At 41.7% G+C, this 16,060-nt stretch carries 7 protein-coding genes and 1 pseudogene; 4 read left to right on the top strand and 4 right to left on the bottom strand.

Annotated elements, in window-relative coordinates; all coding sequences use genetic code 11:
- Window positions 1-8 precede the first annotated feature (8 nt).
- Together LYNGBM3L_RS32290 and LYNGBM3L_RS32285 are read right to left on the bottom strand one after the other, a co-directional pair.
- The gene (locus LYNGBM3L_RS32290; RefSeq protein ID WP_008191340.1) at window positions 9-986 is read right to left on the bottom strand and encodes a zinc-dependent alcohol dehydrogenase; all 978 of its coding nucleotides are present in this window, start codon (window positions 984-986) and stop codon (window positions 9-11) included.
- Window positions 986-2,506, bottom strand: coding sequence for an aspartate aminotransferase family protein (locus LYNGBM3L_RS32285; protein ID WP_008191337.1), 1,521 nt, complete (start codon window positions 2,504-2,506; stop codon window positions 986-988). The genes LYNGBM3L_RS32290 and LYNGBM3L_RS32285 overlap by 1 nt, the downstream gene beginning before the upstream one ends.
- A 1,483-nt stretch (window positions 2,507-3,989) precedes the next feature.
- Between LYNGBM3L_RS32285 and LYNGBM3L_RS32280 the strand changes: the two genes are divergently transcribed.
- Window positions 3,990-5,333, top strand: a complete 1,344-nt coding sequence (locus tag LYNGBM3L_RS32280; RefSeq protein ID WP_008191335.1) for a methyltransferase domain-containing protein — start codon at window positions 3,990-3,992, stop codon at window positions 5,331-5,333.
- A gap of 283 nt (window positions 5,334-5,616) precedes the next feature.
- Here LYNGBM3L_RS32280 and LYNGBM3L_RS37620 read toward each other — a convergent pair.
- Together LYNGBM3L_RS37620 and LYNGBM3L_RS50730 are read right to left on the bottom strand one after the other, a co-directional pair.
- Window positions 5,617-7,177 (bottom strand): ISKra4-like element ISMpr2 family transposase gene (locus LYNGBM3L_RS37620; RefSeq protein WP_193374691.1). Its coding sequence is split into 2 segments (ribosomal slippage): window positions 5,617-6,213 and window positions 6,215-7,177, totalling 1,560 coding nucleotides; the frame shifts between segments, so codons are not numbered across the junction.
- A gap of 157 nt (window positions 7,178-7,334) precedes the next feature.
- Window positions 7,335-7,583 (bottom strand): annotated as a pseudogene (locus LYNGBM3L_RS50730) (hypothetical protein); the annotation flags it as partial.
- A 261-nt stretch (window positions 7,584-7,844) separates the two neighbouring features.
- Here LYNGBM3L_RS50730 and LYNGBM3L_RS37615 point away from each other — a divergent pair.
- The 3 genes from LYNGBM3L_RS37615 to LYNGBM3L_RS32260 all read left to right on the top strand — a co-directional run.
- Window positions 7,845-8,054, top strand: a complete 210-nt coding sequence (locus LYNGBM3L_RS37615) for a hypothetical protein (RefSeq protein WP_071986990.1) — start codon at window positions 7,845-7,847, stop codon at window positions 8,052-8,054.
- Window positions 8,055-8,977: 923 nt separating this feature from the next.
- Complete coding sequence (locus LYNGBM3L_RS32265) at window positions 8,978-9,253, top strand: hypothetical protein (RefSeq protein ID WP_008191327.1); 276 nt, start codon at window positions 8,978-8,980, stop codon at window positions 9,251-9,253.
- Between the two features lie 108 nt (window positions 9,254-9,361).
- Window positions 9,362-16,060: non-ribosomal peptide synthetase (locus LYNGBM3L_RS32260; RefSeq protein ID WP_048815377.1), on the top strand; the 6,699-nt coding region annotated here is incomplete at its 3' end.

The raw sequence follows: 16,060 nt of genomic DNA, 5'->3' as shown, positions 1-16,060 counted from the left end.
AATCTTCCTCAAGCGTCGAGATCTACAACAGTTCGGGTTCCAGGCTGTGGACTCCAATTAGTCAATTCTATAGGAAGCTTCTCTAGAGGGATAAACCGACCCAACAGTTGTTCAAAGAATGCCTCGTCGCCCTTGATGGATGCGATCGCAGCCGCAATGGTTTCGTCTGTAGCACCAGCAAAAGATGTCACTACCGCAATCTCTCGCATAAATAACTCATGGGGAGAAATCGGTAAAGAAATCCCTGGTTTAGGAACACCATAGATACAGACTAAACCCCCTTTACGAACAAGATCCAGTGCTGTAGCCAGACCCCCTGGTGAACCAGAACATTCCACCACCACGTGTGCCTGGTTTGGTTCTGGAACTTGGATCCGTTCAATTCCCAATTTGTTTAGCCAAGGGAGCGGCTCTTTGGTGATATCGTAAACTTTAATCTCTCCCTTGAAGTTGGGGGAATGATTGAGGAGGTAGGTAATTAGAGTACCTGAAATCCCTCCCCCAATCACCAACACTTTAGGGTGTGAAGTAGCTAATAGATTAACACCAGCTATAATCCGTTTTACTCCTCTTACTGCACAACTTAACGGCTCAATCAGCACCCCTAAAGTTGGATTAGAGAATTCAAAAGGATGTAAGGAATTTCTAGGAGCACAAATTTGCTCAGCATATCCTCCATGTTCATTTACTCCAAGTTCTTGGAGATTGAGGCAGTGACTAGTTAATCCCTCTAAACAATAACTACATTTTCCACAGGAAATCTCATTATTGAGGGCAAAATGACCTTTTTGATTAGGCAAGCTACAGACTACTTCATGACCAAGAATACAGTCTTTATCTAAGCCTGCTGCGGTTAGTTGCTGGTCTGTTTTACAGACTCCCACAAATTCTACCTTAGCAATTACTTCATTATCTTGAGTCTTGCTAGGCTCAGGAAACTCGCGAATTTCTACTTGATTTGCTTTGGATAAAACTGCTGCTCTCATTAAATAGCTCCTGAGGTTTCAGCGGTTGGACATAATAGGATATCAAGCTTGTGTAGCACTTGGTCTAAAACACCAATAGTGCAATCAATTTCTTCGTAGCTGATATCAAGATAAGGAGCAAATTTCAAAACGTTCAGGTCGTATCCTCCGGTTTGGAGAATCATGCGCCAACTCTGATCTTTCCAAATAAAATCATTGTCTTGAGCAATGGTTGCTGCTAGTTTGGCAGACCCTTTGTAAGGTATACCCTTTTCATCAGCAAAAACCATGTTAAGTAACAGTCCCAGTCCATCTACACTATAAACACAGGAATGACGGGCTTGGAGTTCCTGTAGTTTGGTCAAAAAGTACAAACCTTTTGCTGGTACTGATGTTTCGTAGTCTTGTGCCAGCATATAACGCCATGTTGCTAAAGCAGCAGCAGTTCCGAGAGGATGGTTAGCAAAATTGCTGTGAGCGTGTCCAGGAGTGAAAAAGTCTGGTGCTACTAGGTCTTCTCGCGCCCAGACTAAGCTAACTGGACTCAAACCATTGGTGAAGGATTTGCTCAAAGTAATAATATCTGGCACAAACCCAAAATGTTCGAAGGCAAATAATTTACCAGTACGGTACATCCCAACTTGAATTTCGTCATCAAATACAAGAAGTCCGTGCTCTCGTAACTCGCTGATAAACCCTTTAAAGAAATCCGTGGGTGGGATGGTGTAGCCTCGTCCCTGACAAGGTTCTACAACTATAGCACCGACCTCTGAACTGGTTTCACTTGCGATGCCATAAAATTCGTTGGAAAATGCCTTCCGAATCATGCGATCGCAGTATAAGTCACAGGTTTCTGGTTCCTTTTCATAGAAACACTGAGCGCAGTTAGCAAACGGAAACATAACTGCCCGTTCTGAAAACTCATTAAAATACTGTCGATATCGATGACTACTCGAAAGGTTGAGAGTACCAAGAGAGCGACCATGATAACCACCCATCATCACAGCTACTTTATTCTTGCGGGTGTTCTTACGAATAATCTTTAGGGCATCTTCCACCACAAGTGCGCCGCCCACATTAAAAGATACTCGGCCTTTGACACCTGTTCTTTCATACATCGCATCTACTACTTGTTTGGCGATTAATAATTTTTCACGATGTAGAAAGTCGCCATTGGCTTGAGGTAATGTATGGAGTTGTTTAGTAACCTCTGATTCAATCTCTGGATTGCGATAGCCAAAGTTACAACTTGAGTGCCACATTCCCGTATCGATATAGGATTTACCCTCATCGTCGAAAACCAATCCCCCCTTACAACCAGTTACAATGATTGGTCGCTCTTGATAGTGAACAGTATCCCCCCAACATAGATATTCCTGATCAATTTCGCGCAGAGCCTGGCTATCGATTGTAGTTGGTGAATCTAGTCTTTCTTTATCTAAGACTGGGATTTTTTTGACCCCTTGGTGCCAGGGCATTTCTGTAGTAGTGCCACACCATTCCTCAGCCGTTTTTGATGATCCTTGATTAATCTTGGTCATGAGATCACTGTTTTTACTTTTTTTGCACAGGGTAAGGGCAATAATCAATAAAAATGCCGTGTAATACGTACTATTTTTAACTTTAAATAGCACTAATAACTAAGGTTTATTATGGTCATAATCCTTTATATCGATTACATTTCATATCAATTTTTATTGCGCTTACCAATTTTTTTTCACTCCAGATAATTTTATCACAGCATGATTAAATAATTGGACTTTTAAACATAAAAAAAATGTTAAACTTAACACAAACTTAACACAAGCTTAACACAAAAAGTTTCCAGAATAATTGAAAAACTTGAATAGATGTGATATTTTGGCACTTTGACAAAAAAATCTTAACATCAAATAACCGATCACCCCAGATTGGAAAGGGGATTCACCTTGAAGGCGTAGATAATTCAGGATTTATAAGGGTTTCAGGCATTTTGAGGTAATTGACATTTTTCCTTGGCTCACAGAAGTTTTCAGACCTTAAAAGTACCCAAAATGTTAAATTTCCATCATTTATATAAAAATAATCATAATCATAAGAATTGTGATTTATAGTCTTAGATATATTGACAAAATGGACATTTTAAAGTTTTAGGTGCCCTTGACCCATTAAGAATTAAATTCGCTATAGGTGGGCTTTCCAATGGCCGGGGAACCCGGCCTTGGGTCGCACCTATCGGCAAAGCCGACGCGGGGCGCGTTCGGGTCGCACCTATGAAATGGTTAAAATTTAGATTAAATTATGTTTAAATTACTTAACTTAAAACTTAAAATAAAATTAAGCTGTCACTTAATTTGGGTTTACCATGTTCTACTTGTTAAAGTGTTAATCCAAACATGTTGCACCACTATATGTTATAGAGTCGCTATTGAATTATAATAAACACAATGTCGCACAAATGTAAAAAATCTTCATACAATATTAATGTGATGGTGTTTTCAATTTGATAAAATGCTGCATCAAGCCTGAAATTAGGGAAACGTGGGTTAATTTAAAAGTCCTAAAGGCTTTTCAAAATCAATAAGTATTATCCCTACAAAATTCCTCAATTTATAGAGGAATTTTGTATCGAACAATAATAGTGTTTATTTGGCAACAGTATTCGGGACACTATTTATTTAGTGTCTGGATAAACCGCAAGTCTTTAAGGAGTGCCACGGTTACTTCCTAAAGGATTCAGAGAAAAGTTTGAAACTGAAAATGTATAAAATATAAAAATGGCTTTAGATTAAGGATTATCTGTTTGAGAATTCACTTATACCAACATCCTGTCCCCATACCCTCAGACATGCCCATAGCCCTAGATTACTGGTATAAAAAGATTTGGTGGATTTTGATCAAGGGGTAATGACCAAGCAGATTTGGTATTCATGGTTAAGTGATTCAAATTAGGGTCGAGTCGATGAGTGGAGAATTTCGATCGGCTTGCCTTGGGGTCAAGTCATTGGTCAAGTCATTTAATAATTAACAATCACAGAGGTGAACATGAATTTTATTAACACTGACGATCTAGTTAATGGTTTAGCAGATCTACGAGTCAATGGTCCGGTAGGGGTAATTGGCTCACAGGCAAAGGAAGTCTTTGCTTTATTAGCCCAAAAATGGAACCCTCTCGGAGAATCTGCTGCGCAATGCACCTATGAACAAATTGAGGATCTCACTTCCCTAGAAGGACAAAAACAGTACTATGACCTTTTGATTCTGCTTCCCGGTGTTTTAGACAGCGTGCATCAGGTAGAAGAACGCTATCAAAAAATTGTCACCCTAGCACAGACATTGGGTCCTGATGGACGGATTGTTGTGATGGTAGTTGATCCACCCAATTTAGGTTTGATGGAAAGACACTGGGATGATGGTGTTGAGGTAATTGACCAGATCACAAAACCAGTTACGGTGGATTGGATTGGTGGTGTTCGTCACCATTCTGATGGTAAGGAGAAGATGGAGAAGACTGCGATCCTTACGCGCTCAGAAATTCTGTTAAGCTTTGCTGCTGCCGGATTAATGCTGGAGGAAGATCCCCTAACGAGGAAAAATACTAATCCATTTTTAGGGTTACAGCGATTTGTTGCTTGCCGTGGATTGCGTTCTCAATACTCTAGTGGAGAGCTTTACGATGTGCTGATTAGTTTACCAGAGGACTACAAGGCGTTTGTCCTCTCTTATATTTCTCCTGGTATGGAGGTTTTAGAATTAGCTTCCGGTTCGGGACGGTTCAGCATTCACCTGCTGGAAAAAGGAGCTCAAGTCACAGGGATTGAAATTGATGCAGGAATGCTCAATCAGGCACGAGTTAACCTGAGTGATTGGTTAAAAAAAGGACAGCTTGAACTGATTCATGGGGATATCCGTCGTTTTGAGCTGAAACGGCAATTTGATTTTGCTTTCTTATCAGGGGAAGTTTTGGGTGAGATATCAGAAGTAGAGGATCGCTACCGCGCATTTCAATGTATCTCAACACATTTAAAACCTGGAGCACGTCTTTTAATTATTACTGATAATCCTGGTTATTATCTGCAAGGGGGATATCGTCGAACGATTACCCGTAGCCGTCAGTTACCTGATGGAAACTTTGTAAAAATGACTGAGGATCGAAGCTACGACCCGATCGGAATGTATCAGATGACAATACTGCAATATTTGGTCTCATCAAAGGAGAGTTGTTTTCACTTTAGTCATCCTAGAAAAACAGGAATTGTCCTACCCAATGAAATCCGCTTACAAGCTCATTTAACTGGCTTTCGACTGGTAGAAGAATATGCTAACTATCAGCGTGATGAATTGCTTCCTTCATCTCCAAGAGCTATTTATATCTTAGAAAAGTCTTGAATTTAATCATACAGCGGTTTTTAATCCCGTATTGAAAACTGCTGTAAATTTGAAAGCACAATAAAAGCGATGCAGTACGGTTTTGCTGGAAACCCCCGTCAGGCCACTGCATCGCTAAATACTATAGCAATCCTATCTGATTCGTGAAAGAAATGGACTGCTTTAAGGCAGAAGGCAGAAGGCAGAAGGCAGATGATACCGGAGTTGGAGCTAGTTTTTAAGAAGTGCAGTGATTTGACAAATGATTTGGGTGTGGCTCTTTTGGAAAGACGTTTGGTCAGGTTTAGAGAGGTATCGGAAGAGTAGGAGGAGCAGTAATAGAGCAACGAGCTTGAATTAGTCGTTTCATCAAAGGAAGGCCATCTTTGTACAAAGACAAGTGATTACGTTTATGCTCTTGCTTTAAGTGAAAGGGCCAATACTCTTGCCAATCACCGCTAACATAAAGCGAGCGCAGACGTAAAACCGCCTCAGCACCCATAAGACTCCATCTAGCCCCGGTAATGTCCATCCTGTCTTTGATTAAGTGACGACAAGCGCCCTCAATAACCCCAGTGGCAATGGGAAGACCAGCTTTCAAGTAATCGTGGTATTTGAGGTAAGCAGCGTTGTTGAGTAAATATCTGGCACACTTATCCACTGGCTGACGTTGTGATGCAGAAAGTTGGCGCTTTGTAGCGCTACCACGCATACCCCCAGCAACTGTACTCGATTTACCTTCAAGGATCAGCAGTAAACGTTTACTAACCCAAACTTCGGCTTGTTGACTAGTGTCCGAATAGAAGGCAAATGCAGCCTTCCACAGATACTCAATCACATGAATAATATCCAGGACAATCGTTAACTTGAGATGGTGTTCGCGAGCAAATTTTTTCAAAGCGCGATAATTGTGTCTTGTTACCATCGACCAGAGCGCAAAAACGCTTGTGTTGATTGGGGTCGCGGTGTAATGCCTCGTCAAAAGCTTCTTTTATAACAAGTGATGGTTCTTTAACTAAACTTGCCCAAACACGCTTACCGATTGGTTTGGGTCGTTTGATTTTTTTGTGTTCTTCTTCTGTGCTGACAATTTGTTGAGGTGTACGAACAAAAGGGTTGATGGTATAAACTGAAGCCACTGTTGCCATTCGCTTTGAATTGCGTTTTTCCCCCTTAGTTAATCGTTTATTTAACTTCTTGCTATTTGCCAGCGCTCTTTTTTGCGTGGGAGCACGTAAGTCTTCTGTACGCATGACAACACCCTTGCCATCCACACTAATAACTACTATTTCCCCCGTCTCCTTCAATTCAACCGATTGTGCTTGTTGATGAGCATAGAATTGATCAAAGTCACAAGCACTTTGATCAGCCAATTGTTCAACTTGTCGCTTACCAACTTTTGCGGCTGTTGTTTTCTGTATGATTTCGACTGTTTCGCCAAACCCTGAACGAGCTACTTCGACAGCCACTCGCTCTCTCAGTCCGTGGGAGTATTTTTCTACTGGTAGGTTTAACTCGGCATCGAGTGGGTTGAGGGAAGTTATTTTTCGTCCACCATAACCGATTCGATTGGCGATGATCGTGCCAAATATTGTTGTCAGCTTCCTTGTAAATCTCTTCTTATGGGTTCTCTTGGCTTCGTCGTTACCTAAGCATTCTCCTTCGATCTCGTCATCACTTCGTCTGTCGAAGTAACCTTGCAGCAGTCGTCTTAATAGTTCGTATCCGTTTTCAAGCAGTTTACTCTCTAATTCCCCATGTTGTAAACCGCAAACACTATCTGAACCCAGCCAGTCCACTATTTCTTCAAATAGCTCTCGCGCTTGTGAGAAAAACATGTCTTCATTTGAGATCGATGGTTGCATAGGTCCAAACTTTTCCTGAACTACTGCTGACTTTTTCAGCTGGTCACCCACCAGGAGGTATTGACTCAAACTATTACTCTGACTAATTTGTCAGTTTTACTGAGATCTAGTCTACCGTACTTTTAAAAGAGCCGCACCCAAATGATTTAGGATTGCTCTAAGCAGATTTAGCTAGTAAAGGTTCTACGGTCTGGGATGATTCACCCACCTGCTCTAAAATCTCAATCAATTCCCGTTCAAAGGTGACCAAAGCACGATTGGTTTTGCCACCAATATAAAAGCGATCGCTTTTAGCGGAAGCTGAGGCCTTTGGGCCACGCTTTGCGAACGCTTCATCGCGTAGCGTGGCCTACGGCCAATCGCCTTTTTGTAATGCCCAAATCTGAGAGTGGAAGACCTGAGAGATCGACTTGTTGCTACCTCAGTATATTCTCAAAGATTTAACCAAAGATGCACCCTGTTTCCTATTCCCTTTGTTATTCGATTGACGGTAATTGCGCGCTGATATAGCTCTTTTAATTAGCCGATTTTTCAATAACGTTCGCTACGCGAATATTTTTTTGAAATTCATTATCAAATTACCTCCAAAAAAAAATATCAAAACCCTTGACAATTAAATATATAATCATTACAATAATCACTGTAAACGTAATTAAGTTTTTTACTCATGTCTAAAGACTTTATTCCGAATCAAGACAATAATTCAAAGAAACAACGTATTAAGTGCATTAAGGGCTCTCCTGAAGCAGTAACCAATACTATTTACGGTCTTTGTGCACTGGGGTATGCAGATGTTTCCGACTGGAGCCCTTTGCAGCCGACCGGGATTCCTGGGCAAGTAATTAGTTTTGCAACCAAGTCTTCAAATTGGGGTTAATAGGTTGAATTTCTGGGGGGGTTTCCCCCCCGATCTGATCCGGTAGGATCAGATCCGGATTGATTCGGAAAGTGATAGACATGACATAGCGTTTGCAGCACTAAAATAGCCGTATAAATAATATCTACAGGTGCGACCCGTGGCGAATTTAATTCGCCAACGGAAAGCGCACCTAGGCTATTTTTTTTGCTTTTAATTTAATCCAATCGACAAGCTATCGAGAAAAGGTTTTTTTTTGGAAAGACTTAGGGAAAGTTAACTCTTTTATGATGCCAACAATGAACACCCGTTACCGCTGTTGAGTAATGCCACAATCGGCGGCATCAACTAATCGAAAAACTACCTTGTATTTAACCCCGTCATAGTTACCTTACGAAGGGAGTTTTTCTAGTATCATCAGAGGCTCCTCCCAGTCTTTCCAATCCTTCGTTATTTTAACTAACACAACGGCATAGTTACTCCGGAAGAGCCCTATAAATATCGGAAAAATGGGCTGATTTTTGTAAAGTTTTGTTTAAAACTTTAACACTTTGGCCATTCGTCTATAGTAGAATAACAATGGTTCGTTCACGACTTGGCAATAATGGCGATCGCATAACGAATACTAGGGATTTGCCAGCCCTACCTTGATCACTAAAAGCTAAATTTGTCGATTAACTTACCCGATAATGTGGTATGACTATATAATCTAATTCGGTGCTCTGACTTCCAACGCACAATCACTCACTGATCGCGCTTAGTTAAAATGGGAATACCCTGACCTAATAAGCACCTGGCTCGAGCACAAACTCAGCCAAGTTACGAGCCGTGAGTAAGCGTTGGAATTCAACTACTTCTTTGGCTTTACTGTGGATTGACAACTTGATTGTTGAATTCTTGGTATCTGAATTTTTTGAACTGCTTGTATTGGGAGTAGCTAAGTAATGACTTGTGTCAATTTTTTCCCCAATAGCGAGTCAAACTTTTTTAGTTTAGTTGATTTATTAAGCGAAAGATCGCAAGCTATGCCTAATCAGCTTGCCTATATCTTTCTGCAAAACGGAGAAACCGAATCAGGGAGTCTTACCTATGGGGAATTAGATAGACAAGCAACAGCGATGTTCCTTTGGAACCGCTTCGCGTACGCAGCCCATCTCCAATCAATGCTAGGTAGGAGAACGGGCTTTACTGTTATACCCTTCTGGATTAGAGTTGATTAGCGCTTTTATGGGCTTTAAGAATGTAGCTGAGTATCTAGAGGTAGCTCATAGAGTATTACAAGTTCCAGATCATCTGGCAATAGATGAAGAAATAATAGAGATTTAATTATGAATAACAACCAGGTAAATATAGTTGAATTTATATCTTGGCTTCAAAACCAGGGCATTAATATCTCAACCAACGGTGAAAAACTCCTTTGTCGTGTTAATAAAGGAACTCTAACCCCTGCGCTACGCCAAAAAATAGCTGAACGTCAAGCAGAAATTATAGTTTTTTTGCAACAACTTGGTAAAGGTAATAATACTAATTACCCACCAATTAAAGCTATTCCTAGAGACCAAAAATTACCCCTATCTTTTAGTCAAGAACGACTGTGGTTTATTGATCAAGTTGAAGGGTCAAAAGCTCCTTATATTGAGCACGGTGCTTTAGAAATCACCGGTAACCTAAATGTGTTAGTCCTAGAACAAGCCTTATCAGAAATAATCAATCGTCACGAAGTACTACGGACAAGTTTCCGGACTATCAATGGCAAACCAATACAGGTAATTCACCCCCACAGCACCATCAACATCAATGTAGTAGACCTACAACAATACCCAGAACCAGAACGGGAGACTATCTTAAAGCAAAAAGTACAACGTGAAGCAACAACTCCCTTTGACTTAGAGGTAGCACCATTAATCCGGTGTAAATTATGGCAACTAGACAGCAGTGAGTATGTGTTAGTGCTGACCATGCACCACATAGTCTCTGATGGTTGGTCAATGGGGATATTAATCGAAGAACTATCAAGTTTATATCAAGCTTTTGTTGCATCAGAACCATCCCCGTTACCGGAATTAGCGATTCAATATGCTGACTTTGCTCTTTGGCAAAGACAATGGTTAACTGGAGAAATACTAGAAACCCAACTTAATTACTGGAAACAGGAATTAGAGGGTGCTCCCAAATTATTACAGTTAGCTACTGACTACCCTCGCCCAACTGCGCCAACTTATCAGGGTCGGACTGAAAGTTTTAGTTTAAATACTGAATTAACCCAGAAGTTACAAACCCTGTCTCGAGATAGTGGTACTACCTTATTTATGACTCTGTTAGCGGCGTTTGGGACTTTACTACATCGTTACAGCGGTCAAGAAGATATTTTAATTGGTTCACCCATAGCCAATCGCAATCGCCGTGAGATTGAGCCTTTGATTGGTTTTTTTGTGAATACGTTGGTGATACGCACTGACCTCTCAGGTAATCCCAGTTTTCGGGAATTGTTGAGACGAGTGCGTTCAGTAACCTTAGATGCTTATGCTCATCAAGATGTGCCTTTCGAGAAACTAGTTGAAGAACTACAACCCTCGCGCTCGCTGAGTTATAACCCCCTGTTCCAGGTATTATTCAACATGCTCAATTTGTCAGAAACAAAACTGGAATTACCAGGGTTAAAAGTCGAACAATTTGACACAAGCGAAGCGGCTAATTCAAAATTTGACTTAACACTGTATGCAGCGGAATCAAACCAGGAAATACAACTAAAATTACTCTACAATGCCGATTTGTTTACAGGCACAAGAATGGGAGAAATGCTCCATCAATTCGAGCATTTACTCAAACAAATTATCCAACATCCCCAAAAGACGATCACGGATTTTTCTTTAGTCACTCCCCAAGCTAAATCTTTGCTGCCCAACCCAGTGGAGAAACTAAGTTGTGAATGGTCTGATGCTTTCCATACTCGATTTGACCGACAAGCAACAAGGGTTCCACAACAATTAGCTGTTATCGATAAACAGGTCAAGTGGAACTACACCGAACTTTCAAACCGTGCCAATCAACTTGCCAACTATTTGCTAGCATTGGGCATCAAAAACCAAGACGTTGTTGCCATAGTAGGCGATCGTAGCGCTTGTTTAGTTTGGGCAATACTGGCAGTCATCAAAGCCGGTGCAGCTTTTATGATTCTCGATCCTGCTTATCCTGTAGCTCGTCTTATTAATTATCTTCGCCTTGGAAAACCTCGCGCTTGCCTTGAGATTACCACAGATTCACTTAAGGGTGAACTACAACAGGAAGTAAATAAGTTATGCTGTTGTCTTAAAATTACCCCAGACTTAAATTTAGAGGGAATTTCTACTGATGCTCCAGAGGTAAACATTCACCTAGATGACTTAGCTTATATAGCTTTTACCTCTGGCTCAACTGGTCAACCAAAAGGGATCGAGGGCACCCACAGACCCCTAGCTCATTTCCTCAATTGGCACTCACAGACATTTGAACTTCACGAATCAGACCGATTCAGTATGCTCTCGGGACTTGCCCATGACCCCTTATTGAGAGATATATTGACACCCTTATGGCTGGGGGCTACCTTATGTATTCCTGACCTTGAGGATATAGAAACTCCCGGTCAGTTAGCTTGTTGGATGGAGCAACAACAGGTTAGCATTACCCATCTGACTCCAGCGATGGCACAACTGCTTTTTGAAACCAAACTCACACTTAATAGCTTGAGGTATGTATTTTTTGGTGGAGATGTCTTAACTCAAGACCATGTTTCAAAAATGTACAAGCTAGCTCCCTGTGTGAGAATAGTTAATTTCTATGGAGCGACGGAAACCCCTCAGGCAATGGGGTATTTCTATATCCCTAACCCCGTAGACCATCTGGTAAGTTCAAAAAATACTCTGCCTTTAGGCAAAGGAATCTCCAATGCTCAGTTACTGATTTTAAATACTTTACAGCAGCTTGCTGGCATCGGAGAAATAGGAGAAATATATGTTCGTACTCCTTACTTGGCTCGTGGGTATATGGGTAATGATGCACTAACCCAAGAGCGATTCATCCCCAACCCCTTCTCTAGTTCCTTTTCAGAACGACTCTACAAAACCGGAGATCTCGCGAGATATCTACCAGACGGTAACATCGAATTTATTGGTCGCATCGATAACCAAGTTAAAATCAGGGGTTTCCGCATCGAACTAGGAGAAATCGAAGCAGTCCTGTCCACCCACCCCCACATCCAACAAACCGTAGTAATTGCAACAGAAGATCTTCCTGGTAACAAACGCCTAGTCGCCTACATAGTCAGTGAGAACGAATCACTAAGCACCAAGCAACTACGAGAATTCCTCAAGCAGAAACTACCAGACTACATGGTGCCCAGTGCCTTCGTTACCTTAGACACCCTGCCCTTAACACCCAATGGCAAAGTAGACACAAAAGCATTACCAGCACCAGATGGGGTCTTCACCCGAGAACAGGAATATGTAGCGCCACGTACCCCAACCGAAGAAATAATCGCCAACATCTTCGCTCTGGTTCTAGGAGTGAAAGATGTAGGAATACATGACAACTTCTTTGAAATCGGAGGACATTCCCTACTCGCCACTCAATTAATTTCCCAACTGCGAGTGACCTTCAACAGAGAAATCTCCCTAAGGGAAGTATTTCAAAGCCCTACAATCGCTCTTATTTCGCCGAAATTAAGCCAATTACTGACCACAGAAAACCAATTAAGTCTTCCTCCGATTCAACCAAGAACCGATAGTGAACAACTACCCCTATCCTCAGCTCAAGAAAGACTATGGTTCCTCAACCAACTAGAAGGAATTAGCGCCACTTACAACATGCCAGCAGCCCTGAGCATCACTGGAAACTTGGTGATTAACGCCCTAGAACAAGCCTTATCAGAAATAATCCATCGTCACGAAGTACTACGGACAAGTTTCCGGACTATCAATGGCACACCAATACAGGTAATTCACCCCCACAGCACCATCAACATCAATGTAGTAGACCTACAACAATACCCAGAAGCAGAACGGGAAACTATTTTACAGCAACTTGTACAACAGGAAGCAACAACCCCCTTTGACCTAGAGGTAGCACCCTTAATCCGGTCTAAATTATGGCAACTAGACACTACCGAGTATGTGTTAGTGCTGACCATGCACCATATAGTCTCTGATGGTTGGTCGATGGGGATATTAATCGAAGAACTATCACGTTTATATCAAGCTTTTGTTGCATCAGAACCATCCCCCTTACCCGAATTAGCGATTCAATATGCTGACTTTGCTCTTTGGCAAAGACAATGGTTAACTGGGGAAATCCTAGAAAACCAACTCAATTACTGGAAACAGGAATTAGAGGGTGCTCCAGAATTATTACAATTACCCACAGACCGTCCTCGTCCCCATGTAATGAGTTACCACGGCAGTAGTGAAAGTTTTAGTTTAAGCACTGAATTAACCCAGAAGTTGCAACAGTTGTCCAGGAACTCGGGTAGTACCTTATTTATGACGCTACAGGCAGCTTTTGCCACCTTACTGTCTCGTTACAGTGGGCAATTTGATATTTTAATTGGTTCACCCATAGCCAATCGCAACCGCCAGGAAATCGAGTCACTGATTGGCTTCTTTGTCAATACTTTGGTGTTGAGAACCCGTTTTGAAGATAATCCCAGTTTTTCGCAGTTGCTTACACAAGTCAGGGAAACCACACTACTCGCTTATGAACATCAGGATGTACCGTTTGAACAGGTAGTATCCGCATTGCAACCCCAACGGTCTTTGAGTCATGCCCCCCTGTTCCAGGTGATGTTTGTGCTACAGAATGCACCGATGGGGAAATTAGACTTACCCGGTGTGAGTTTGAGTGAGTTCAATCAACAAAGTACTACCTCTAAGTTTGATTTGCTCGTGTCAATGACGGAAACAGACATGGGATTGATAGGTGAATGGGAGTACAACACGGACTTATTTGATCGGTCTACCATTGCTCGCATGGCCACTCATTTCCAGAACTTGTTGTCAGCAATTGTGGAAAATCCCCAACTAGTGGTGGGTGAGTTACCTTTATTGAGTGCAGAGGAACGTCATCAACTGTTGGTGGAGTGGAATGATACTGCAACGGAATACTCAAAAGAAAAATGTATTCATCAGTTATTTGAAGAGCAGGTAGAGAAAACACCAGATGCTGTGGCCGTGGTGTTTGAACAAGAGCAGTTGACTTACCATCAATTAAATCAAAAGGCGAATCAACTAGCACATCACCTACTTTGCTTGGGAGTAGGACCAGAAGTATTGGTGGGTATTTGTGTGGAACGTTCTGTACAGATGGTGGTAGGACTGTTGGCGATACTCAAGGCGGGTGGTGCTTATGTACCCCTGGACTCTAATTATCCTCACCAACGACTGAGTTATATGTTGGGCGATTCGGGTGTTGAAGTGTTGTTGACTCAACAGTCGTTACTAGAATCTTTGCCACAAAATCAAGCCCAGGTGGTTTGCTTGGATAGTGATTGGGGTGCCATAGAGCAATATAGTGGGGAGAATCTTGATGTTGGGGTTCATTCACATAATTTGGCTTATGTGATTTATACTTCTGGTTCTACAGGAGTTCCCAAAGGTGTGGCAATCTCTCATCAAGCGTTAGCCAACCATATGCGCTGGATGGGGCAAACCTTTCCTTTAACTAAACTTGATAAAGTTTTGCAAAAGACTCCATTTAGCTTTGATGCTTCAATTTGGGAATTTTATGCCCCATTATTGGTAGGAGCACAATTAGTAATCGCCAAACCAGAGGGACATCAAGATAGTGATTATCTAATTGAGGTAATTAACCAACAAAAAATTACCGTGCTTCAATTGGTTCCCTCGTTACTAAGAATGCTTTTAGAGACAAGAAATTTAGCCATTTGTAAATATTTAAAGCGAGTATTTTGTGGGGGCGAACCTTTGCCTGTTGAACTATACTGTCTTTTCAAACAACAAAGCCAAGCTACTTTACACAATCTGTATGGGCCAACAGAGGCTTGTATTGATACGCATTTTTACACCTGCCACGAAAGAATGAGCAAAAAAACCATTCCTATTGGTCGTCCAATTGTTAATACTCAAAGCTATATTCTCGATCCAAATTTGCAACCATTACCCATAGGAGTACCAGGAGAATTATACCTAGGTGGTGATGGACTAGCCCGAGAATACCTCAACCGCCCAAAACTAACATCGGAAAAATTCATCCAAAATCCCTTCTCTAGTTCCTTTTCAGAACGACTCTACAAAACCGGAGATCTCGCGAGATATCTACCAGACGGTAACATCGAATTTATTGGTCGCATCGATAACCAAGTTAAAATCAGGGGTTTCCGCATCGAACTAGGAGAAATCGAAGCAGTCCTGTCCACCCACCCCCACATCCAACAAACCGTAGTAATTGCAACAGAAGATCTTCCTGGTAACAAACGCCTAGTCGCCTACATAGTCAGTGAGAACGAATCACTAAGCACCAACCAACTACGAGAATTCCTCAAGCAGAAACTACCAGACTATATGGTGCCCAGTGCCTTCGTTACCTTAGACACCCTGCCCTTAACACCCAATGGCAAAGTAGACACAAAAGCATTACCAGCACCAGATGGGGTCTTCACCCGAGAACAGGAATATGTAGCGCCACGTACCCCAACCGAAGAAATAATCGCCAACATCTTCGCTCTGGTTCTAGGAGTGAAAGATGTAGGAATACATGACAACTTCTTTGAAATCGGAGGACATTCCCTACTCGCCACCCAATTAATTTCCCAACTGCGAGTGACCTTCAACAGAGAAATCTCCCTAAGGGAAGTATTTCAAAGCCCTACAATCGCTCTTATTTCGCCGAAATTAAGCCAATTACTGACCACAGAAAACCAATTAAGTCTTCCTCCGATTCAACCAAGAACCGATAGTGAACAACTACCCCTATCCTCAGCTCAAGAAAGACTATGGTTCCTCAACCAACTAGAAGGAATTAGCGGCACTTACAACATG

It is taken from the genome of Moorena producens 3L, assembly GCF_000211815.1.
Lineage (GTDB): Bacteria > Cyanobacteriota > Cyanobacteriia > Cyanobacteriales > Coleofasciculaceae > Moorena > Moorena producens.
This window is presented reverse-complemented; position numbering and strand designations above follow the sequence as displayed.